We start from the raw sequence: 23,226 nt of genomic DNA, 5'->3' as shown, positions 1-23,226 counted from the left end.
GTCAGGCAGGCTGCATCAGCCGGACTCACGACTGCCATGCAGCCGAACGCAGCCTCGCGGGCTCGGCAGCTGCTACAGATCGCATTACCGCTTAACTGACTGGCATCAGGCACAGGTGGCCTAGATACCGAAGGCCGTAGCTGTCATCAAGGCGAGCGAAATGGCGTTGTACGCGCCTTCGCTCGCGATGATCGGGGTGCTACTTCCGCGCGCAGCGGGCCCGGTTTAGCTTCTCCATTCCTGGCGAAGATTTTTCAAATGCTTGATGAAGATGTTCGACTGTTCGATGAACCGTTTAACAACCGAACTGAAATCGTCGGTAGCGTCATGTTCATTAATCTCCAGGAATTTATAAACGGCCTCGGCGAGGGTGCTTATCTCGTTCGTGTAAGCCTCTCTCGGGGTTTGCACGGACTGGAACTCCACTAACTGATTTTTTTGGTCTTGCAAGATTTTTACATCTTGATTGATGCGGGCCAGGTTGCGACGTCGGTCATCAAGTCGCACCTGGATCTGGCGCCTGGCTTCAATCAGGTTGCCATATTTGATTCTGTCGCTGATTAAATTGAGGATCTTGCCGGCGGCGGCAATGCCGGCCTTGACGAGTTCAACTTGAGAGGCGGAGAGGTCAAGTCCTGCAAGTTTTTCCGCCGTGAGAAAGAGCTCCTTGATCAGCGAGAAAGTGTCCATCGATTCAATGAGTTTGATAGCACTGTTCAGTTCTGATTCGTCAGTTGTCAGTTTCTCAATGTCGCTTTCCAGTTCTGCTATATGCGGGCTGATGTTGCTGATGGATGATTCCAGTTCCTTGATGCGATATTGGTTGTCGCTGAGGGTCACTGCTTTAAAATTCGCCAAATTGTTGTTCAGTGTTGTTGCAAGTTTTGAGACTTCGGATGTGCTGATTTTAATCGATGAATTGATTTCTTCGTAAAAACTCTTTATGGCCTCCTGTTGCTCGGGGGAAGAGGGCTCGAGTTTCAGTTTCTCGATGATGGTGTGAAAGCGTTGAATTTCGCCAATGGGTAAAACGGTAGGCAGCAGAGTCAGGGTGCTAAGTGCTTGCTGGTTGATAGAGTTTAATTCCTCTAGCAGCGATGCCAGTTGCTCCCCGAGTACCGGTAGATAGATAGTGCTAAGTTTGCTGATTTTATACTGGATTTCATCGCTGTTATGCTTGATTTTCTTCATGTCGGGAGAGGGGTATTGGAATTGCGAACCGAGAGTATGTAAGGTCATGATTTTTCCGTGTTTAAAAAATTGAATTTTGGGTTTGGCATGGGAGCGCAAGCCGCGATGTCAGGCGTCGCTTGTGGCATTGTTGAAGGCAGTCAGTAAATCGCCCGCCTGCTTTTTTATCGCTGACCAGTTATCCATCATCGTGGTTAGCCTGGAGACAAAAGACACCAGGTACATTGCATTGGTAACGCCATCCAGTCTTTTGCTGGAGGATTCGATATAAGCCTGTATCAACTCCCAGAGGCTTTCGAGGTTCGATGAACTGCCAGCAGCACCTTCAATCCTGACATGCAAGTCCTGAAGACTGGTTTCGAATGCCCGCAACGATGCGAGGATCGCATTGGTGGTTGCAATCTTTGTTTCGAATTCACGTCGTTCGGTTGTTAGCAGATCCAGTTCCTTACGAGCCTTACTGGCCTTGGCTCCATATATTGAAGAACTAATGATAAAGCCAAATACGCCACCGATGACCCCATACCATTTGCTTCTGGAGTACTCTTCGATTTCAGCGAGTTTTTCGTTGATGCGCTGGTTGAGGGTTTCAAGCCTTTCATTAAGAAGTTTTATTTCTTCATCGAAGTTATGGCTATTGCACAGGGCTATTTTTAAACCCAGTGCCGGCTTCAGGGAATTGCTGATTTCCCGTTTGAATTCGCTGATCCGGGTTTTGGTGATCTGTGTGCTTGCACTGTGTTCGGTAATAACTGTTTTAAGTTCCTCTACCAGTCCAAGTAATGCCGGAATTTTCTGTTTCTCTCCTTCAGTCAGTTGGATTTCCGGAAGATTGTCAATTTCCTCCGGGCTCAGGCCACCGATTTTTCCGATGCCGCTAATGTAACTGGGAAGACTCGTCAGGTAGTGGATGATGGATTGACTGCTTGAAGTGAAATTGTCGGCAAATACATGAAGGTCCGAACCGACTTTCTTCATGTTGGATTCCAGTGGTGACCAGGAAGCAGCATGGTTTCTCATGGACTTGAACAGGATTTGCATATCGGCAGATTTAAGTCCGGCGATATTCAGTTGGTCGTACTTGTGTATCTGTTCTATTTCATTGGTTTCGATGGGGAGTGTAAGCGCAGTATTGACGTAGCGTTTGATTTTTCTGATGTCGTCATTTGTGATCAGTAATCCTTGTTCGCGCTCGACGCCCTCGAGAGTGCCGGAAGCAGCCCCGATGAAATCCGATGTCAATGAGTTAAGTTGTTTTGCGGTAATGATCTGTTCTTGAATAGCTAACATGAAAATCCCTTTTATGTTATTGCGTCATGGAAGTGCTTGTTGTCGTAACTGAAAAGTAATGGTGGTTGTGATTGAAGTTAAGTCGTGAAGAATTTCAAAGTGTGTCAGGTGGAGGGGGTAAGTTGGCGCGTTACTGTTTCTGCTGGATAAGGCTCGATGTTTCGATATCGAAACTTAATGTGTTGAGAAGTGGCGCTGAATTCGTTTTAAGGAGGTGGAAATAAAAAAGGCCTGTGATTACTCACAGGCCTTTTTGGTATAGCAGGCGGGATTTATACGTAGAACGACTTCAGCGGCGGGAAGCCGTTGAACTCAACAGCGCTGTAGCTGGTGGTGTACGCACCGGTCGACAGCCAGTACAGTCGATCACCGATGGCCAGGTTCAGCGGCAGGCCGTACTTGTAGTTTTCGTACATGATGTCGGCGCTGTCGCAGGTCGGGCCGGCGATGACCACTTCTTCCATCTCGCCCTTCTTCTCGGTCCAGATCGGGAACTTGATGGCTTCGTCCATGGTTTCGATCAGGCCGGAGAACTTGCCCACATCCGTGTACACCCAGCGCTCGACCGCGGTGCGGGATTTGCGCGCGACCAGCACCACTTCGCTGACCAGGATGCCGGCGTTGGCGATCAACGAACGGCCTGGCTCGAGGATGATTTCCGGCAGGTCATCACCGAAGTCTTCCTTGAGGAAGCGGATGATTTCTTCGGCGTAGGTTTCCAGGCTGTTGGTGCGGGTGATGTAGTTGGCAGGGAAGCCACCGCCCATGTTGATCAGCTTCAGGTGAATGCCGTCTTCTTCCTTCAGGCGCTCGAAGATCACTTTGACTTTGGCGATTGCCGCGTCCCAGACGCTGATGTCGCGCTGCTGCGAGCCGACGTGGAACGAGATGCCGTAAGGCACCAGGCCCAGGTCGCGAGCGAGGATCAGCAGGTCCATGGCCATGTCGGTCTGGCAGCCGAATTTGCGCGACAACGGCCAGTCGGCGGTGGTCGAGCCTTCGGTCAGGATGCGTACGTAGACTTTTGCACCTGGTGCCGCCTTGGCGATGTTGCGCAGGTCGGCTTCGGAGTCGGTGGCAAACAGGCGCACGCCCTTCTCGTAGAAGTAGCGGATGTCCTTGGACTTCTTGATGGTGTTGCCGTAGCTGATGTGGTCGGCGCTGACGCCGCGATCGAGCACTTTGTCCAGCTCATAGATCGAGGCGATGTCGAAGCTCGAGCCTTTCTCTTTGAGCAGGTCGATGATTTCGACGGCCGGGTTGGCCTTGACCGCGTAGTAGACCTTGGCGAATTCGAAACCGGCGCGCAGGTCGTCATAGGCCTGGGCGATCATCGCGGTGTCGATCACCACGAACGGGGTTTCCTGTTTGTCGGCGAACGCCTTCATTTTCTGAAAGGTTTCGCGCGCGAAATAGTCTTCGACCTGGATCGACATACCTGGGAGCTCCTAAAGGCAAACGTTGTTAATCAATGGGTGCGAGGGTGTGTCATCAATGAATTCGCGAGTGCGTTGTGCCTGAGCGCGTGCCAGGCAAGGCGCAGGCCGCCGCTAATGGCCACTCCCTTCGCAAGGCCTGCAACGCAGCATGGCGCGCGCTCAGGCACAACCCGAAGGGCCGGGCCTGCTTTTGCGCAGGGCTGCGTTGCTCGTCCCTTATTTGGAACAACCAAACTGCGGTCCTCGCGCCTTGCCCTGCGCAAAAGCAGACTCCGGCGCACTCGTGAATTCATTGATGACATACCCTCCTGAACGTCCTCCGTATCCCCACTTTGGTTCGCCTACTTCCCAAGGCATGTCGCCGAAAGCAAAAAGGCCATGGGAAGTGGTGCTTTCCCTTGGCCTTGCTGTCTCGTCGTCAGTACTTGAGCCGGATGGATCGTTTCCAGCATGGACGTTCGGCGCGAACTTTAGGGCGTGAGGGGCTTGAGATCAACAAAAAATGTCGCGTTTTTGCACTCTTCTGACGCGCGTTGCGGGCATCACTCTTTGTAACCGACTCAGATGACAGGAGGATGTTCCCCAGGATTTGTGAAGTGTTAAAAATACCTGCACGTTCGCTGCTTTTGTGCGCTAAGTCGCTAGGAAGTGCGATAGCGTCAACATCGGCGACGTTGGCTGCGAAAAGGTAGGCTGAGAGGGGAATTGACTATTCCGGAGCGTGTTGCCGCACAGATTTTACAGTCGCTACTGTTGATATTTTTTTCCGGCCTGCGAATCACTGGAAAATCGCACAGAACCTGTGGGAGCGAGCTTGCTCGCGATGACATTTTCACAGCCGGCATCGTAGTTGCCTGAAATGGCGCCATCGCGAGCAAGCTCGCTCCCACAGGTTTTGTATTTTTACCGGGTAATATGAGCTGTCAGGCAACCACTGCCTCGGCTGGCGACACGATGCTGGTCTTCATTCCCCGCGAACGTCCCGAACTCAGGTAGGCCGCAATCGACTCCTGCGTCACCTCACCCAAAAACACCCGCTCGGCATCCATCACCGGCAACCACGCCCGATTGAACTCGTACATGCGCGACAGCAGGATGCGCAGATGTTCGTCGTACGCCGCCGTGGCGTTGAACTCGCGTTGGTACTGCGCGCAGGTGCCAGTCTGACGGTGCAGGTCGCGACGGCGCACGTAACCCAGGGCTTTGTTCTCGGCACAAGTAACCACCAGGTATCGACGGTCATGCTCGTCCATCAACTCCAGCGCCTCGGCCACCGGGGTTTGCGGGCTGACGGAGGGCGCGTTGTCCGCCGCGTCTTCGGCTTTCACCAGCAACAGGCGCTTGAGTGTGCTGTCCTGGCCGACGAAGTTGCTGACAAACTCATCCGCCGGATGCGCGAGCAGCGTGTCCGGGTGATCGATCTGCAGCAGCTTGCCGGCGCGGAAGATCGCGATCTTGTCGCCAAGCTTGATCGCCTCGTCGATGTCATGGCTGACCATGATCACGGTCTTGTTCAGCGCCCGCTGCATCTCGAAGAATTCGTTCTGGATCATTTCGCGGTTGATCGGGTCGACCGCGCCGAACGGTTCGTCCATCAACAGCAACGGTGCATCTGCGGCCAGTGCGCGGATTACGCCGATCCGCTGCTGCTGACCACCGGACAACTCCCGCGGATAGCGATGCAGGTATTGCTTGGGTTCGAGCTTGATCATGTTCATCAACTCGCGGGCGCGGTCGTGACATTTCTGTTTGTCCCAGCCGAGCAGTTTCGGCACCACCACAATGTTCTCTTCGATGGTCATGTTCGGGAACAGACCGATCTGCTGGATCACGTAGCCGATGTTGCGACGCAGGGTCACTTCGTCGAGGCCTGTGGTGTCTTCGCCGTTGATCAGGATCTTGCCCGAGGTCGGCTTGATCAGGCGATTGATCATTTTCAGCGTGGTGCTTTTGCCGCAACCCGATGGCCCGAGGAACACGCAGATTTCGCCTTCATTGACGGTCAGGCTCACCGAGTCCACGGCTTTCACATCCTTGCCGTTGCTTTGGAAGGTCTTGCTGAGGTTTTGAAGTTCGATCATTTGAGTAATCCTTTTGGAGTCAACGAGCGTTGCAGCACTTGCAGAAAGAGGTCGGCGATGATCGCCAGCACACTGACCAACATGGCACCGACAATCAGCATCGACATGTCGCTGCGGCTGATGGAAGCGAGGATGAGTACGCCGAGGCCGCCGGCGCCGATGGTGGCGGCGATGGTCATGACACCGATGTTCATGACCACGGCGGTGCGCACACCGGCGAGGATCACCGGCACGGCGATGGGCAACTCGACCATGCGCAGGCGCTGGCCGAAGGTCATGCCGATGCCGCGCGCGGCTTCGCGGATGCCCGGTTCGACGCTGGTCAGCGCGAGGTAGGTGTTACGCAGGATCGGCAGCAGCGAGTAGAGGAATACCGCCGTGATTGCCGGCATCGGCCCCAGGCCCTGGCCGAATGTCGAATACACCGGCAACAACAAACCGAACAGCGCAATCGACGGGATGGTCAACAGCACCGTGGCGCTGGCTTGTAGGGGGCCGGCCAGGGTCGGGAACCGCGCCATCAGAATGCCCAGCGGCACGCCGACCAGAATCGCCAGGCTCACGGCGATACCGACCAGGGTGATGTGTTGCCAGGTCAGGTGCAGCACTTGCGCCCAGTCGAGATGGGAAAAGGCGTTGAGAAAATCCATGTCGTCTCCTCCTCAGTTCAAGGGATGCTGGCGCAGGAAATCTGCGGCAACGGATGAAGGGCTTTGATGATCGACATCGACCCGGGCGTTGAGCAGGCGCATGGTTTCGTCATCGAACAGGTCCGCCAGTGGCTTGAGCTGGGCGGCCAGTTGCGGATGCGCAGCGAGGTATGCCTGGCGCACGACCGGAGCGGCGGTGTAGTCGGGAAAGTAGTGCTTGTCGTCTTCCAGCAATTTGAGTTTGAACGCGCTCAAGCGTCCGTCGGTGGTGTAGACCAGACCGGCAAACACCTGGCCGTTGCGCAGGGCGGTGTAGACCAGGCCTGCGTCCATCTGTCGGATGTTTTTGCGGGTCAGGTCCATGCCGTAGAGCTCGACCATGCCGGCCAGGCCGTCGGAGCGGTTGGCAAACTCGGTGTCCAGCGCCACCAGCGGATTGTCCTTGGCCTCGGCGCGCAATGTGCGGTCGAGGTCACTGATGGTGTGGACTTGCGGGTACTCGGCGGCGATGTTTGCCGGTATCGCCAGCGCATAGGTGTTGCTGAATTTCGACGGCGAGAGCCAGGTCAGGCCTTTCTTCGCGTCCAGTTCAGTGACCCGTGCCAATGACTGCTGGCTGTCGAGTTTTTCCGTCACATGGTTGTAGGACACCAGGGACACGCCGGTGTATTCCCAGAGCATGTCCAGTTGGCCGCTTTCCTGGGCACTGCGGGCCAGGTTGCTACCGAGGCCGCCGGTGACCTGGGCGTCATAACCTTTGCTGCGCAGGTATTGAGCAGTGATTTCCGCGAGCAGGGTCTGTTCGGTGAACACCCGGGCGCCGATGCGGATTAGCGGTTTTTCCGCAGCCTGGGCAAATCCTGCGCACAGCAGAACGCAGCCTAGTAAAAAGCTTGATGTTTTCATGACGATTCCTTTGCCGAGGCTTAAGACGGGCGCAAGTCGCGTTCGAGCCAGAGGCGACTGGCGAGTGTGACCACGCCGTCCAGCAACAAGGCCAGCAACGCGGTGCAGGCGGCACCGAGCAGCAGCTGCGGCTGATTGTTCAGGGCAATTGCGGGGAATATCAGGCTGCCAAGACTGTTGGCGCCGATCAGGAACGCCAGCGGCGCAGTCCCGACGTTGATCGCCAAAGCCACACGCACGCCACCGATGATGATCGGCACCGCGTTGGGCAACTCGACTTTGCGCAGTACCTGGAGCGGAGTCATGCCGATGCCGACGGCGGCTTCCTTGAGCGAGCCCTGAACGTTTTTCAGGCCTTCGTAGGTGTTGCGCACGATGGGCAATAGCGAGGCGAGGAACAGGGCGAAGATGGCCGGACCGCTGCCGATGCCGAGGATGCCGAGGGCGATGGCCAGGACGGCCAAGGGAGGAACGGTGTTGCCGATATTGAAGAACTGCATGAAGCGTTCGGCGCGGCCGACCATGGACGGGCGGCTGAGGAGGATGCCGGCTGGAATGCCCACGACAAGGGCGGCCAGCATGGAAGCGAGGACAAGAATCAGATGAGCTTGCAGGTAAAACAACAAATCGTCGCGGTAATGTTCGATCGTATTGATGCCGATCCAGTGGATCAGCAGGGCCAGAAGGGCGATTACCAGCGCGCCTCCTATCAGCCCTTTGCCATAGTGGATAGCCACAGGCGGACTCCTTTTTTCAGTCGGCGAACACTGGCAATGCCTTACTTGGCTGCCGAAAGAATGTTCGCGAGAAGCAGCTCGTCCAGGCCGGCAATGCGGCGTGAAAGCGAGCCATGAGCACAGCCTCGTCAGGCTGAATTGCAGGTGTTTCAGGCCCCCGACGAGTGGTCGTAACGGGGGAGTGGACGTCTCCGTGCTTTAAAAGGTTCCCCAATCCAACATTATTTGGCCACCTGTCGTCGCACCTCGACTCACGTAGCAGCTGCCGAGCCTGCGAGGCTGCGTCCGGCGGCGCAGCCGTCGTAAAACCAGAACTTGCGGTGTATCGGCAGACCTTGTTTGCCGACCCTACGACGGCTGCGCCGCCGGACGCAGCCTCGCGGGCTCGGCAGCTGCTACGGGTGAACGGTGGTCCGGAGGTCGCGATTTGGGCTATACTCGCCGCCCTTTTTTGAATCACCTGCCAGGCGATTTCCCATGACCAAACAGGCCGCCGAAGTCGCGAAACGCCGCACTTTCGCCATTATTTCCCACCCCGATGCCGGTAAAACCACCATCACCGAGAAACTCTTGCTGATGGGCAAGGCCATTGCGGTAGCCGGTACGGTGAAATCTCGTAAATCCGATCGCCATGCCACCTCCGACTGGATGGAAATGGAAAAGCAGCGGGGTATTTCCATTACCACGTCGGTCATGCAGTTCCCGTATCGCGAGCACATGATCAACCTGCTCGACACCCCGGGCCACGAAGACTTCTCCGAAGATACCTACCGCACCCTGACGGCGGTGGACTCGGCCTTGATGGTTCTCGACGGCGGTAAAGGTGTAGAGCCACGGACCATCGCCCTGATGGATGTCTGCCGTCTGCGTGACACGCCGATCGTCAGCTTCATCAACAAACTCGACCGTGACATCCGCGACCCGATCGAACTGCTCGACGAAATCGAAGCCGTCCTGAAGATCAAGGCTGCGCCGATCACCTGGCCGATCGGTTGCTACCGTGACTTCAAAGGCGTGTATCACCTCGCCGATGACTACATCATCGTGTACACCGCCGGTCACGGCCACGAGCGCACCGAAACCAAGATCATCGAGAAGCTCGACTCCGATGAAGCCCGTGCGCATCTGGGTGACGAGTACGAGCGTTTCCTCGAACAGCTTGAGCTGGTGCAGGGCGCCTGCCACGAGTTCAACCAGCAGGAGTTCCTCGACGGTCAACTGACCCCGGTGTTCTTCGGTACGGCGCTGGGCAACTTCGGTGTCGACCACGTCCTCGACGCCGTGGTCGACTGGGCACCGCGCCCTCTGGCGCGCGTGGCCAACGAGCGCACGGTCGAGCCGGTGGAAGAGAAGTTCTCGGGCTTCATCTTCAAGATCCAGGCAAACATGGACCCGAAACACCGCGACCGCATCGCCTTCATGCGTATCTGCTCGGGCAAGTACGAAAAAGGCATGAAGATGCGCCACGTGCGCACGGGCAAGGACGTGCGGATCGGCGACGCGCTGACCTTCTTCTCCTCCGAGCGTGAGCAACTGGAAGAGGCGTTTGCCGGCGACATCATCGGCCTGCACAACCACGGCACCATCCAGATCGGCGATACCTTCAGCGAAGGCGAAGTTCTGGGCTTCACCGGCATCCCGCACTTCGCCCCGGAACTGTTCCGTCGCGTACGTCTGAAAGATCCGCTGAAATCCAAGCAACTGCGCCAGGGCCTGCAGCAACTGGCCGAAGAAGGCGCGACCCAGGTGTTCTTCCCGGAACGCAGCAACGACATCATCCTCGGCGCCGTCGGTGTGCTGCAGTTCGATGTGGTCGCCAGCCGTTTGAAAGAGGAATACAAGGTCGAGTGCTCCTACGAGCCGATCACCGTTTATTCCGCACGCTGGATCGAATGCAGCGACAAGAAGACGCTTGAGGAATTCTCCAACAAGGCTGTGGAAAACCTGGCACTGGACGGCGGCGGTCATCTGACTTACCTCGCACCGACCCGGGTCAACCTGGCTCTGATGGAAGAGCGCTGGCCGGACGTGAAATTCCGTGCGACGCGTGAGCATCATTAAGCGCTGAGTTGCAAAATCAAAAAGCCCCGACGCGAATGCCTCGGGGCTTTTTAATGTCTGGCAAATCTCCCTGTGGGAGCGAGCTTGCTCGCGATGATCTCAAGTGCGCCGCGTTTATTCAGAGTGCGCGTCATCGTTAACGGCCATCGCGAGCAAGCTCGCTCCCACAGGGTTCTTCGGTGTTAGTTGAATTGGGAATAACCCCTATTCAAAACCAGTCTCCCTACCCTCTGTATTTCCCCCCGCTCGATAGCGTCCAATCTGGAGAACCAGGCTGATCGGAACTAGATTTCACTCAGCACCAGACAGGCACTCTACGAAAGGAAGGAATCGGCTATGAACAGGTTGTTTCGCGTTTTACTGCTGTTGAAGGTGTTGGTGATGCTCTCGCTCGGAACTTCGATGGCGTGGGCCGAGTGCATCGATCATGGGGAGCAGGCTTCGAGCGGGCAAGCGGGTTACGCGGGGTTGATGCTCGCCAAATCCGAATCGGAGCCCGGCGATAAGGGGCAGGGTGGTGCTGACAACGGCGATGATTCGACCACCGACGAGCCGGACTCCGATGAAGAAGAAGGCGACAGCCAGACGTAAGCCGCAGACAAAAGAAAACCCCCTCTACCAGACCGATGCGCAATCGAAGTAGAAGGGGTTTGGTTAACGCGTTACCTGTGGGAGCAAGCCCGCCCCCACATTTTTATGCCGCGCCGTCGAGGAATTGCTCGGCGTAGTGGCAGGCCACCTGGCGGCCGTCGAGCAGGCGCAGGGCCGGCTCTTCAGTGCTGCAACGCTCGGTGGCGTATGGGCAGCGCTTGTGGAAGGCGCAGCCGGATGGCGGGTTCAGCGGGTTGGGCAATTCGCCGACGATCTTGATTTTCGGCTTGTCCGGATCCGGGTGGATGGCCGGCGTCGCCGACAACAGCGCCTGGGTGTAGGGGTGCAGGGGACGGGAGTAAATGTCCTCTTTCGCGCCCATTTCCACCGGGCGACCGAGGTACATCACCATCACATGGTCGGCAACGTGGCGTACCACTGCCAGGTTGTGGGAGATGAACACGTAGGCGGTGTTGAACTCTTGCTGCAAATCCATGAACAGGTTGAGCACCTGCGCCTGAATCGATACGTCCAGCGCCGAGGTCGGTTCGTCCGCCACCAGCACTTTCGGTTGCAGCATCATCGCCCGGGCCAGGGCGATCCGCTGGCGCTGACCGCCGGAGAACATGTGCGGATAACGCTGGTAGTGCTCGGGACGCAAGCCCACCTGCTTCATCATCGCCTGGACTTTCTCGCGACGTTCGGCGGCGTTCAGGTTGGTGTTGATCAATAATGGCTCTGCAAGCTGATCACCGACTTTCTGCCGTGGGTTCAACGAGGCGTACGGGCTCTGGAACACCATCTGCACGTCTTTGCGCAGTTGCTTGCGCTGGGCCTTGTCGGCACCGGCGACTTCCTGGCCGGCGATTTTCAAGGAGCCGGAGGATGGTTCTTCGATCAGGGTCAGGGCACGGGCCAGGGTGGATTTGCCGCAGCCCGACTCGCCGACGACAGCGAGGGTCTTGCCGGCTTCCAGTTCGAACGACACGCCGTTGAGGGCGCGCACGGTGGCGTGACCCTTGAACAGGCCTCGGGACACCTCGTAGTGACGGGTCAGGTCGCGGGCGGTAAGAACGACGGCCATTACGCCACCTCCTGGTTCAGCGGGTAGAAGCAGCGAGCGAGGCTGTTGCTTTTCTGGTCAAGGGCCGGACGTTGCTGGCGGCAGTTGTCTTTCACGTACGGGCAGCGCGGCGACAGCAGGCAGCCCTGAGGGCGGTCATAGCGACCGGGAACGATGCCCGGCAGGGTCGACAGGCGGGTGGCACCCAGGCTGTGTTCCGGAATCGCCTTGAGCAGTGCTTCGCTGTACGGGTGTGCCGGGATGTCGAACAGTTGCGGCACCTGGCCCACTTCGACCGCTTGGCCGGCGTACATCACGCACACGCGCTGGGCGGTTTCGGCCACTACGGCGAGGTCGTGGGTAATCAGCACCAGGCCCATGTTCTGCTCTTTCTGCAACGCCAGCAGCAGGTCCATGATCTGCGCCTGAATGGTCACGTCCAGCGCCGTGGTCGGTTCGTCGGCGATCAGCAGTTTCGGCTCGCCGGCAATCGCCATGGCAATCGCGACACGCTGGCTCATGCCGCCGGACAGTTGATGCGGGTAGGCGTCCATACGGCTGGCGGCACCCGGGATTTCAACTTTTTCCAGCAGTTCGATGGCGCGCTTGCGGGCAGCCTTGCCGGACATTTTCAGGTGCAGGCGCAGCACTTCTTCAATCTGGAAGCCCACGGTGTAGCTCGGGTTCAGCGCGGTCATCGGATCCTGGAAGACCATGGACAGGTCTTTACCGACGATCTGTCGACGCTGGCGATTGTTGAGCTTGAGCATGTTCTTGCCGTCGAAATTCAGGGCGTCAGCGGTGACTATCCCCGGATGCTCGATCAGGCCCATCAGCGCCATCATGGTCACGGACTTGCCGGAACCCGATTCGCCAACGATGGCCAGCACTTCGCCCTTGTCCACTGTCAGGTCGAGGCCGTCGACTACTGGCGTGGCGTTTTTGTCGCCGAAGCGAACGTTGAGATTCTTGATTTCTAGCAGTGACATGGGAATCTCCTCAGGCGGCGTTCTTGAGTTTCGGGTCCAGCGCGTCGCGCAGGCCGTCACCCATCAAGTTGATTGCCAGCACGCTGAGCAAAATGGTCAAGCCAGGCAGGCTCACTACCCACCAGGCGCGTTCGATGTAGTCGCGGGCCGAAGCCAGCATGGTGCCCCACTCAGGGGTTGGCGGTTGTACGCCAAGGCCGAGGAAGCCCAGTGCCGCGGCATCGAGGATCGCCGAAGAGAAGCTCAGGGTGGCCTGAACGATCAGCGGCGCCATGCAGTTAGGCAGCACGGTAACGAACATCAGGCGTGGCAGGCCGGCACCGGCCAGGCGCGCGGCGGTCACGTAGTCGCGGTTCAGTTCGCCCATCACCGCAGCGCGGGTCAGGCGAACATAGGACGGCAGGGACACCACGGCGATGGCGATCACGGTGTTGATCAGGCCAGGGCCGAGGATGGCGACAATCGCCACGGCCAGCAGCAGGGACGGCAGGGCCAGCATGATGTCCATCAGGCGCATGATGGTCGGGCCGAGAACGCGCGGGAAAAACCCGGCGAACAGACCCATCAGGATGCCCGGAATCAGCGACATGACTACCGACGACAGGCCGATCATCAAGGACAGGCGCGAACCGTGGATCAGACGCGACAGCAGGTCGCGACCGAGTTCATCGGTCCCCAGCAGGAACTGGATTTGCCCGCTTTCCAGCCAGGCCGGCGGGGTCAGCAGGAAGTCGCGGTACTGCTCGCTCGGGTTATGCGGCGCGACCCAAGGGGCGAAGATTGCGCAGAAAATCACCAGCAGCATGAACATCAGGCCGGCGACGGCACCTTTGTTCTTGGAGAACGCCTGCCAGAATTCTTTGTACGGAGACGGGTACAGCAGGCTTTGATCGACTGCTACCGATGGAATTGGAGTGGTCATGGTCATGATCTCAGCGCTGATGACGGATGCGTGGGTTGGCAAAGCCGTAGAGGATGTCCACTACGAAGTTGACCAGAATCACCAGGCAGGCGATTAACAGGATGCCGTTTTGCACGACGGGATAGTCCCGGGCGCCAATGGCTTCGATCAGCCATTTGCCGATGCCGGGCCACGAGAAGATGGTTTCGGTCAGGACCGCACCGGCCAGCAGGGTGCCGACTTGCAGGCCGACCACCGTCAGTACCGGGATCAGCGCGTTACGCAGGCCGTGTACGAACACCACGCGTGCCGGCGACAGGCCTTTGGCCTTGGCGGTGCGGATGTAGTCTTCACGCAACACTTCGAGCATCGACGAGCGGGTCATCCGCGCGATCACTGCCAGCGGAATGGTGCCGAGCACGATGGCCGGCAGGATCAGGTGGTGCAGGGCGTCGAAGAAGGCGTCCGGCTCGTCGGCCAGCAGGGTGTCGATCAGCATGAAACCGGTACGTGGCTCGATGTCGTAGAGCAGGTCGATACGCCCGGAAACCGGGGTCCAGCCCAGGCTCACCGAGAAGAACATGATCAGGATCAGGCCCCACCAGAAGATCGGCATCGAGTATCCCGCCAGGGAGACTCCCATCACCCCATGGTCGAACAGGGACCCTCGCTTGAGTGCCGCGATCACTCCGGCCAGGAGGCCCAGGACACCGGCGAACAACAGGGCGGCCGAGGACAGTTCCAGGGTCGCGGGGAATAGAGAGGTGAATTCTGACCAGACGCTTTCACGGGTTCGCAGGGATTCACCGAGATCGCCGTGGGCCAGTTTGCCGATGTAATCCAGGTACTGGGCATACAGGGGTTTGTTCAGACCTAGGCGTTCCATTGCCTGAGCGTGCATTTCCGGGTCGACTCTGCGTTCGCCCATCATGACTTCCACGGGGTCGCCAGGGATCATGCGAATCAACGCGAATGTCAGCAAGGTGATGCCGAAAAACGTGGGGATCAGTAACCCCAGTCGGCGGGCAATAAAACTAAACATCGTAAGGTGTACCTCATCAGCCGGTTAGGCGTGCCCGGCATGCCTGGGGTCAGGCATGCCGGGAGTTTTCTTATCTACTTCACCTGGGTGGTGGCGAAGTTATTAGTGGTGAGGGGGCTAATTTGATAGCCCTCTACGTTGTTGCGCATTGCAGTAAACATTCTAGTGTGCGCCATGCTGATCCATGGCTGGTCCTGGTTGAAAATAACCTGGGCCTGTTCGTAGAGCGCTGCACGCTCGGCCGGATCGGTTTTTTCACGGGCCTGATCGATCAGCGCCTGGAACTTGTCATTGCACCAGCGGGCGTAGTTTTCTCCGTTCTTGGCGGCCTCACAACTGAGCATAGGCGTCAGGAAGTTATCCGGGTCGCCGTTATCGCCCGCCCATCCGGCGGAAACCATGTCGTGCTCGCCGTTTTTGGCGCGTTTGAGCATTTCGCCCCATTCCATCACGCGGATGTCGATCTTGATCCCGACCTTGGCCAGGTCGGCTTGCATCATCTGCGCGCCGAGCATTGGGTTCGGGTTGGTCGGACCGCCACCGTTGCGGGTGAACAGGGTGAAGGTGGTGCCTTCCGGTACGCCAGCTTCCTTGAGCAGGGCGCGAGCCTTGTCCAGGTCATGGGCCGGGTTCTTCAGGCTGTGGTTGTAGCCCAGCAGGGTGTCCGGGTACGGGTTGACCCCGGCGGTTGCATTACCCTTGCCGAACAACGCATTGACGTACGCCTCTTTGTCGAAGGCGATGTCGATGGCTTTGCGCACCCGCACGTCACTCATGTACTTGTGCGTAGTGTTCATGGCGACGTAGGAAACGGTCATCGCGTTCAGCTCATCGACCTTCAACTTGTCGTCTTTCTTGATGCTCGGGATGTCATCCGGCTTCGGATACAGCGCGACCTGGCACTCGTTGGCCTTGAGCTTCTGCAGACGTACGTTGTTGTCGGTGGCGATGGCCAGGATCAGCGCATCAGCAGGTGGCTTGCCACGGAAGTACTCCGGGTTGGCCTTGAAGCGAACCTGGGCATCCTTGTTGTAGCGCTGGAACACGAACGGACCGGTGCCGACTGGCTTGTTGTTCAGGTCGCCGGTCTTGTTGGCCTTGAGCAACTGGTCGGCGTACTCGGCGGAGTAGATCGAAGAGAAGGCCATGGCAATGTCGGCCAGGAACGGCGCTTCGCGACGGGTCAGGGTGAACTTGACCGTGTTGTCGTCGACTTTCTCGACGCTCTTGAGCAGCTCCTTGAAGCCCATGCTTTCAAAGTACGGGAAGCCTACACTCGATAGCTTGTGCCACGGATGATTCGGGTCCAGCTGACGCTGGAAGCTCCAGACCACGTCGTCGGCGTTCAGGTCGCGGGTCGGCTTGAAGTATTCGGTGGTGTGGAACTTGACGCCTTTACGCAGGTGGAACGTGTAGCTCAGGCCGTCTTCGCTGATGTCCCAGGATTCGGCCAGTGCCGGAATCACATCAGTGGTGCCGGGCTTGAAGTCTGCCAGGCGATTGAAGATGGTTTCGGCCACGGCATCGGCAGTGACTGCAGTCGTGTACTGGACCATGTCGAAGCCTTCAGGGCTGGCTTCCGTGCAAACCACCAGGGGTTTGGCCGAAACACCGACAGCGACACTGAGCAACGCGGCCGCGATGGCCGCACGTAGGGGAAGCATTTTCATCAAGAACCCTCTGCAATCAGTTAAAGGACAAAAGCCGAACGGTCGATTCGTCATTGAATCAGCCGTTCGGCACGTGCATTACAGGATGTTGAACGGAACCGTGGTCACGAGACGGAACTCGTTGATGCTGCCGTCAGCCTGGTTTTCGCTGGCACGGTGAGCGGTGTAGGTGCCGCGGATCGTGGTGGCCTTGAGCGGGCCGCTCTGCACGGCGTAGGTCGCGCCGATGCCGTATTCGTAATGGTGTTCGCCATCTTGCGACTGGATACCGTCGTAGCCTTTGCCAGCCACACCCTGGTTGCCGGTGTAGTGAGTACCGTCGATGCCCCAGCCGCGAGCCTGGTAGATGTTGAACTTCAGGCCTGGCACGCCGTATTCGGCCATGTTCAGACCGTAGGCAACCTGGAACGATTTTTCGTTCGGGCCGTTGAAGTCCGACAGCAGGGAGTTGGCCAGGTAGATGCCGTTGGTTTCGTGCAGGTAGTCGAAGTACTCGTTACCGTTCACTTCCTGGTACGAGAAGGTCAGGGTGTGAGCTTGGTGGGTCAGACCGAACGACAGCGAGTAGGTGTCGTTGTCGATGTCGCCGATCAGGGCTTTACCGGTTTCCTTGGTTTTGTAGTAGTTCAGGCCGGTGGTCAGGCTCAGTACCTGGCTGTCGCCCAGTACGTGAGAGGCGCCGAAGTAGTACTGGTTCCAGATGTCTTCAGCCTGGGTCGCCCAGAGGCTGGTGGTCAGGCTGGCGAGCGGGTTGTAGGTGATACCGCCGGTATAGACGTGGTCGGTTTCGACGATGCCGTTGGCGTATTCAGTGCGGAATTTGCGCTGGCTTTCTTCGGTACGCGGTGAGTTGCGGTCGAAGGTGGCCAGGTCGAAGGCCAGGTTGTTCAGCTCTTCGCTGTGGATGGCCACACCTTCGAAGCTCGAAGGCAGTGCACGGTTACCGATCACGTCGACCATCGGGCTGCTGAAGTTCATGCGGCCGGCGGTCAGGGTGGTGTTGGAGACACGGGCCTTGACGTTGGCCAGGCCCACTTTGCTCCACTGGCCTTGAGCGTCGCCGCCTTCTTTGGTCAGGGTACGGTTGTTGCCCGCGCCTGGACGAGAGCCCGGTGCGCCACCGTTGTTGGACGCCAGGTCTTTGCGGTCCCGGTCCAGGGCAATGGCGTTGTAGGCGGCGACTTCAGTGCTGAAACCGACAGTGCCTTCGGTGAAGCCCGAGTTGTACTTGAGGATGGTGCCCTGGACCCAGTTGATCCGGCGATCGGTCGGGGTCGAAACGCCGTCTTTCTTGTAGGCGAACTTGGCGCCGCGTTGCAGTTGCTCGTTGGCGTACCAGTTACGTGTGGTGCCGGTGATCGACTGGCCTTCGACAAAGCCGGTGGCTTCGCTTTGGGCGCTTTTCTCGTTCACGGTAACCGGGGTGAAAGCCTGGCTTTGGGTTTCTGCGTAAGCCGTGGCGGTTACGCTGCTGATGGCCAAGGCCAATAACGCGGTGCTGCTCAGTTTCATGGGTAAAGCTCCTTACTTTCTTTTTTTATACCGGTCTTATTTTTTGATCCGGCTATTGGTTTAGAACTCGTTCACGGCATCGCAAACGTTTGCTGTCGGCCAAATTGGCGAAAGACGGCAAAGCGTCTGCGTGAGGGCGGAAAATCCGCCCCCGGGCATTTCTGGCTAATCGGTTATTTTTCTATGCTGACACCCGAGAAAACATTGCGGCCGAACGGGCTCACCTTGAACCCTTCGATTTTGGCGCTCAGCGGCTGGTTGACCGTTGAGTGGGCGACTGGCGTGATCGGCACTTGCTGCTTGAGCAACTGCTGCGCCTGTTTGTAGAGCAAGGTGCGCTGGTCGCGGTCGGTGACGACCTTGGCCTGCTTGATCAGCTTGTCGTAAGCCGGATCACACCACATCGAGTAGTTGTTACCGCCAATGGCGTCGCAGCTGTACAGAGTGCCCAACCAGTTGTCCGGATCACCGTTGTCGCCGGTCCAGCCGATCAGGCTGATGTCGTGCTCGCCATTCTTGGTGCGTTTGATGTACTCGCCCCACTCATAGCTGACGATCTTGACCTTGAGGCCGATCTTCGCCCAGTCAGCCTGGAGCATTTCGGCCATCAACTTGGCGTTGGGGTTGTACGGACGCTGGACCGGCATGGCCCAGAGGGTGATTTCAGTGCCTTCCTTGACGCCGGCAGCCTTGAGCAATTCCTTGGCTTTTTCCGGGTTGTAGGCGGCGTCCTTGATGGTGTCGTCGTAGGACCATTGGGTCGGCGGCATGGCGTTGACCGCCAGTTGCCCCGCGCCTTGGTAAACGGCATTGAGAATGCCTTGCTTGTTCACCGCCATGTCCAGCGCCTGGCGCACTTCGAGCTGGTCGAATGGTTTGTGGCGCACGTTGTAGGCGATGTAGCCGAGGTTGAAACCTGGCTTCTCGATCAGTTGCAGCGCCGGGTCGTTCTTCAGCGCGGTCACATCGGCAGGGCGCGGGTGCAGGGTGATCTGGCACTCGCCGGCCTTGAGTTTCTGCACGCGCACCGAGGCGTCGGTGTTGATGGCGAAAATCAGGTTGTCGAGCTTGACGCGGCTTGGGTCCCAGTAATGCTTGTTGCCGGTGTAACGGATGTTCGAGTCTTTCTGGTAGCTCTTGAACACGAACGGCCCGGTGCCGACCGGCTTCTGGTTGATGTCGCTCGGCTTGCCTTCGGCCAGCAGCTTGTCGGCGTACTCGGCCGAAAGGATGGCGGCGAAGCTCATGGCGATGTTCTGGATGAACGCGGCGTCCACGCTATTGAGCGTAAAGACCACGGTCAGCGGCCCGGTCTTTTCGACCTTGGCGATGTTCTTGTTCAGGCTCATGCCGTTGAAGTACGGAAACTCTGTCGGATAAGCCTTACGGAAAGGTTGTTGCGGATCGAGCATGCGATTGAACGTGAACAGCACGTCATCGGCGTTGAAATCGCGGGTCGGCGTGAAGTATTTGGTGGTATGAAACTTCACCCCTTCGCGCAGGTGAAAGGTATATTTGAGGCCGTCCTCGGAAATATCCCAGCTCGTGGCCAGGCCCGGTACGACATTGGTCGCGCCTTTTTCAAACTCTGCCAGTCGGTTGTACAGCGGTTCGGCGGCGTCGTTGTCGGTCGCAGTGGTGTACTGCGCCGTATCGAAACCGGCGGGGCTGCCCTCGGAGCAGAACACCAGGCTGTTGTTGGCGGCCTGGCTGATGGAAGTGGCGGCCAACAGGCCGGTGCCCAGCAATGCGGATAAAACCAAGGTATGGCGCATAACGCTCCCTTTTCTCTCAAAGTGTTGTCAATGAGCCGCCGTCCCGTCCGCGGACGTAGAGGCATCACTGATTTCAAGCCATGCACGCAGCAGTAACCGATGACCCACGCGCGCACTGGTCGGATCCCGACGGTATGAGCCATGGGTCCGACAGTAAATGCGTAGAGTCCTAAAGACTCGTAGGAAATGGCAACGCGTCCTCACCCGATGCTGTAGTCAGCTGCGGATTTGGATGTAGGCAAATTCCTGCTTTCTCGGTAGATAAAGCAACGGCGACGTCAGAAACGTCGCCGTTGCAAAACCTTATTTGCTGACGCTGACGCCGTAGAAGGAGTTCAAGCCAAATGGGCTGATCTTGAAGTCCTGCACGTTGGCGCGCATGGGTTGGAACACCGTCGAGTGAGCGATAGGTGTCATTGGTACAGCATCTTTGAGGAGGTGTTGCGCCTGCTTGTACAGTTCGGTGCGCTTGGCCTGGTCCGAGGTGCGCTTGGCTTGCTTGACGGTGTCGTCAAACTTCTTGTCGCACCACTTGGAGAAGTTGTTGCCTTCCAGCGAGTCGCAACCGAACAGCACGTTCAGCCAGTTGTCCGGATCACCATTGTCGCCGCTCCAGCCAATCAGCATCGCCTGGTTTTCGCCGCCTTTGGAGCGCTTGATGTACTCGCCCCACTCGTAGCTCTGGATCTTGACCTTGAGGCCGATCTTGGACCAGTCGGACTGCAGCATTTCTGCCATCAGTTTGGCGTTCGGGTTGTATGGACGCTGTACCGGCATCGCCCAGAGAACGATTTCGGTGCCATCTTTCACGCCCGCTTCCTTGAGCAGCTCTTTGGCTTTCTCAGGGTTGTACGGCGCATCCTTGATGGTGGTGTCGTAGGACCACTGGGTCGGCGGCATGGCGTTGACGGCCAGTTGGCCGGCGCCCTGGTACACGGAGTCGATGATCTGTTGCTTGTTGACCGCCATGTCCAGTGCCTGGCGAACTTTCAGCTCGGCCAGCGGGTTGGCGTCCGTTTGCCCCTTGACCTTGGGCATCACGTTGTAGGCGATGTAACCCAGGTTGAAACCGGCCTGGTCAGGCAGTTTCAGGTCCTTGTCTTCCTTGAGCGCCTTCAGGTCGGCCGGACGAGGGAACAGGGTGACCTGACACTCGTTTTTCTTCAGCTTCTGGATACGTACCGACGGGTCGGTGGTGATGGCGAAGATCAGGTTATCGATCTTCACGTCATCAGGCTTCCAGTAGTCCTTGTTCCCGGTGTAGCGGATGTTGGAGTCTTTCTGGTAGCTCTTGAACACGAACGGACCAGTGCCAACCGGCTTCTGGTTGATGTCGGCGGCCTTGCCTTCCTTGAGCAGCTGGGCAGCGTACTCGGCGGACTGGATCGAGGCGAAGCTCATTGCCATGTTCTGGATGAACGCGGCATCGACGTCTTTGAGGGTGAACTTGACAGTGTGGTCGTCGACTTTATCGATCTTGGTGATGTTGGTATCCATCCCCATGTCGGTGAAGTACGGGAATTCGGTCGGGTACGCTTTGCGGAACGGATCATCCTTGTTAATCATGCGATTAAAGGTGAACAGCACGTCGTCGGCGTTGAACTCACGAGTTGGCTTGAAATACGGGGTGGTGTGGAACTTGACGCCTTCACGCAGGTGGAAGGTGTAGCTCAGGCCGTCATCGGAGATGTCCCACTTGGTCGCCAGCCCAGGAATAACGGCGGTGCCGCCGCGCTCGAACTGGGTGAGGCGGTTGAACATGGTTTCAGCAGAGGCGTCGAAGTCGGTTCCGGTGGTGTATTGACCTGGATCGAAACCGGCCGGGCTCCCTTCGGAGCAGAACACCAGGTTAGTCGCTGCTTGGGCGAACGGTGCGCTGGCTAGCAAGCTTGCGCCAACTAAAAACGGAATGACCGCTTGTTTAAGCATGGTGGCCTCATGATTTGTTGTCATTTTTGGAATTAGAGGACGACCTCGTGAGTCGTGCCTGCGGATACTTATGCAGGGGCCATACCCAATGCAAGATCCAGAGTGACTACAAGCCTTAAACGGTGGCACGAACGTACCTTAATGTCGCATTTGTATAAGTCCTGACGCATTTGACCGTTTGCGCGGCATTTTCAGGGTGCAAACTACGCACTTTTACGGTGCGCGATGAACGCTACATGCTCCCGATCAGGGCGGGGTGTTACTTATTTATACCCCCGTTTTGTGGGGTGGGTATGGCGTGAATAAGAGTGGTTATTGTTGCACCGATAGTGGCCAATCGATCTCAGTTGCACCCGGTGCAACTGCCGGCTTTTCCCGGCGGACTCTTCAGTTATAGCTCATGCCTGAAAACTGCCTGAAAAAAAACGGCGATCATGTGAGTGATCGCCGTTTTTTATTTACGGGCTATCGAGTCAAGGCATCAGCACTTCAATCGAGCCATCGGCGGTCATGCTGACCTGGCTGGTGCCGGCTTCGACATCCGGTGTCACCGGTGCGGCGTCCATGGCGGCGGCTTTCATCATCATCGGCGCGCGCAGGTAAGGCTGTGGATAACCGTTGCTGTTGAGGTTCAGGTTGACGATTTTGTAGCTCTTGCCGCCAAGAGCGTCGGTGGCCAGTTGGGCGCGGGCCTTGAAGGCGGTCACGGCGTCCTTGAGCAAGGCGTCTTCGCTGGCCTTGCGGGTCGGGGTGGCGATGGCGAAGTCCATGCCGCCCATTTTCAGGTCGGTGAGCAGTTCGCCGGTCAGCTTCGACAGTGCGGCGAAGTCCGGGCTTTCCAGGCGCAATTCGGCGCGCTCGCGCCAGCCGGTGATTTTCTGGCCCTTGGTGTCGTAGATCGGGTAGCTGTTGCGACTGCCCTGGCGCAGGGTTATGTCCTTGACCTGCTTGGCCTGGGCCAGCGCCTTGTTCATGGTAGTGCTGACATTGGCGGCGAGTTTGGCCGGGTCGCTGTTCTGTTCTTCCGTGTAGAGGGTCACGATCATCAGGTCGCGGGCCACTTCCTGACTGACTTCGGCGCGCAGGGAAATCTGGTTGTAATGAAGCTCGTCGGCGGCCAGGGCAGGGAGGCTGGCGACGGTGCCAAGGCTCAGGGCGAGGAGGGCGGCGCTGCGGCGGAATGTGTGCATGAAGGCTCCTTGAGAGGTGCGCAGGGATATGGTCCGGGCCTGCGTGAAACCATCAGACTCTAGCTTTTATGCTCCGGTTCGCACAGTTACAACTTCTATACAGATCGACGCGATTCCCTGTAGCAGCTGCCGAAGGCTGCGTTCGGCTGCGAAGCAGTCGTAAAACCTGCGTGCATGATGTCTTTGTATGAACGCGGAGCCTGATTGAC

The 23,226-nt window shown here is 57.8% G+C and carries 18 protein-coding genes; 2 read left to right on the top strand and 16 right to left on the bottom strand.

Going from position 1 to position 23,226, the window contains the following annotated elements:
* Positions 1-225 precede the first annotated feature (225 nt).
* The 7 genes from AB4Z35_RS02470 to AB4Z35_RS02440 form a co-directional block, all read right to left on the bottom strand.
* Positions 226-1,239 (bottom strand): alpha-xenorhabdolysin family binary toxin subunit B, encoded by a 1,014-nt coding sequence (locus tag AB4Z35_RS02470; protein ID WP_442095901.1) that lies wholly within the window; start codon positions 1,237-1,239, stop codon positions 226-228.
* Between the two features lie 60 nt (positions 1,240-1,299).
* Positions 1,300-2,481 carry an alpha-xenorhabdolysin family binary toxin subunit A gene (locus tag AB4Z35_RS02465; RefSeq protein ID WP_442095900.1) on the bottom strand — a complete coding sequence of 394 codons (1,182 nt, stop codon included), beginning with the start codon at positions 2,479-2,481 and terminating at the stop codon, positions 1,300-1,302.
* A 272-nt stretch (positions 2,482-2,753) separates the two neighbouring features.
* A complete protein-coding gene (locus AB4Z35_RS02460) occupies positions 2,754-3,917 on the bottom strand; it encodes a type III PLP-dependent enzyme (protein ID WP_008000974.1) in 1,164 nt (387 codons plus the stop codon).
* Positions 3,918-4,843: 926 nt separating this feature from the next.
* Positions 4,844-6,001, bottom strand: a complete 1,158-nt coding sequence (locus AB4Z35_RS02455) for an osmoprotectant ABC transporter ATP-binding protein OsmV (protein ID WP_442095899.1) — start codon at positions 5,999-6,001, stop codon at positions 4,844-4,846.
* Positions 5,998-6,651, bottom strand: a complete 654-nt coding sequence (locus AB4Z35_RS02450; RefSeq protein ID WP_442095898.1) for an ABC transporter permease — start codon at positions 6,649-6,651, stop codon at positions 5,998-6,000. The genes AB4Z35_RS02455 and AB4Z35_RS02450 overlap by 4 nt, the downstream gene beginning before the upstream one ends.
* Positions 6,652-6,663: 12 nt before the next feature.
* Positions 6,664-7,557, bottom strand: a complete 894-nt coding sequence (locus tag AB4Z35_RS02445; RefSeq protein WP_442095897.1) for a glycine betaine ABC transporter substrate-binding protein — start codon at positions 7,555-7,557, stop codon at positions 6,664-6,666.
* Between the two features lie 20 nt (positions 7,558-7,577).
* Positions 7,578-8,294 (bottom strand): ABC transporter permease, encoded by a 717-nt coding sequence (locus tag AB4Z35_RS02440; RefSeq protein ID WP_442095896.1) that lies wholly within the window; start codon positions 8,292-8,294, stop codon positions 7,578-7,580.
* A 477-nt stretch (positions 8,295-8,771) separates the two neighbouring features.
* On the opposite strand from AB4Z35_RS02440, the gene AB4Z35_RS02435 reads away from it, so the two are divergent.
* Together AB4Z35_RS02435 and AB4Z35_RS02430 are read left to right on the top strand one after the other, a co-directional pair.
* Positions 8,772-10,355: a peptide chain release factor 3 gene (locus AB4Z35_RS02435; RefSeq protein ID WP_442095895.1), complete on the top strand. Its 1,584-nt coding sequence runs from the start codon at positions 8,772-8,774 to the stop codon at positions 10,353-10,355.
* Between the two features lie 336 nt (positions 10,356-10,691).
* Positions 10,692-10,946 carry a hypothetical protein gene (locus AB4Z35_RS02430; protein WP_442095894.1) on the top strand — a complete coding sequence of 85 codons (255 nt, stop codon included), beginning with the start codon at positions 10,692-10,694 and terminating at the stop codon, positions 10,944-10,946.
* Positions 10,947-11,049: 103 nt separating this feature from the next.
* On the opposite strand, the gene AB4Z35_RS02425 is transcribed toward AB4Z35_RS02430, so the two are convergent.
* From AB4Z35_RS02425 to AB4Z35_RS02385, 9 genes are all read right to left on the bottom strand, one after another.
* Complete coding sequence (locus tag AB4Z35_RS02425; protein ID WP_442095893.1) at positions 11,050-12,030, bottom strand: peptide ABC transporter ATP-binding protein; 981 nt, start codon at positions 12,028-12,030, stop codon at positions 11,050-11,052.
* A complete protein-coding gene (locus AB4Z35_RS02420) occupies positions 12,030-12,998 on the bottom strand; it encodes an ABC transporter ATP-binding protein (RefSeq protein WP_008000966.1) in 969 nt (322 codons plus the stop codon). The genes AB4Z35_RS02425 and AB4Z35_RS02420 overlap by 1 nt, the downstream gene beginning before the upstream one ends.
* 10 nt (positions 12,999-13,008) lie before the next feature.
* Complete coding sequence (locus tag AB4Z35_RS02415) at positions 13,009-13,920, bottom strand: ABC transporter permease subunit (RefSeq protein ID WP_442095892.1); 912 nt, start codon at positions 13,918-13,920, stop codon at positions 13,009-13,011.
* Positions 13,921-13,930: 10 nt separating this feature from the next.
* A complete protein-coding gene (locus tag AB4Z35_RS02410) occupies positions 13,931-14,941 on the bottom strand; it encodes an ABC transporter permease subunit (protein WP_442095891.1) in 1,011 nt (336 codons plus the stop codon).
* A 74-nt stretch (positions 14,942-15,015) separates the two neighbouring features.
* Positions 15,016-16,611, bottom strand: a complete 1,596-nt coding sequence (locus AB4Z35_RS02405) for an ABC transporter substrate-binding protein (RefSeq protein ID WP_442095890.1) — start codon at positions 16,609-16,611, stop codon at positions 15,016-15,018.
* Positions 16,612-16,689: 78 nt separating this feature from the next.
* Entirely contained in the window at positions 16,690-18,123 is a 1,434-nt protein-coding gene (locus AB4Z35_RS02400; RefSeq protein ID WP_442095889.1) for an OprD family porin, read from the bottom strand.
* Positions 18,124-18,296: 173 nt separating this feature from the next.
* Positions 18,297-19,898, bottom strand: a complete 1,602-nt coding sequence (locus AB4Z35_RS02395) for an ABC transporter substrate-binding protein (protein ID WP_442095888.1) — start codon at positions 19,896-19,898, stop codon at positions 18,297-18,299.
* A 303-nt stretch (positions 19,899-20,201) separates the two neighbouring features.
* Complete coding sequence (locus AB4Z35_RS02390; protein WP_007981472.1) at positions 20,202-21,827, bottom strand: ABC transporter substrate-binding protein; 1,626 nt, start codon at positions 21,825-21,827, stop codon at positions 20,202-20,204.
* Positions 21,828-22,300: 473 nt separating this feature from the next.
* Positions 22,301-23,017: an SIMPL domain-containing protein gene (locus tag AB4Z35_RS02385; RefSeq protein WP_008000952.1), complete on the bottom strand. Its 717-nt coding sequence runs from the start codon at positions 23,015-23,017 to the stop codon at positions 22,301-22,303.
* Between the last annotated feature and the right edge of the window lie 209 nt (positions 23,018-23,226).

This window comes from Pseudomonas sp. KB_15 (assembly GCF_052114525.1).
GTDB lineage: Bacteria > Pseudomonadota > Gammaproteobacteria > Pseudomonadales > Pseudomonadaceae > Aquipseudomonas.
Note: the sequence above shows the minus strand (reverse complement) of the source record. Positions and strands in the feature narration are given on the sequence as shown.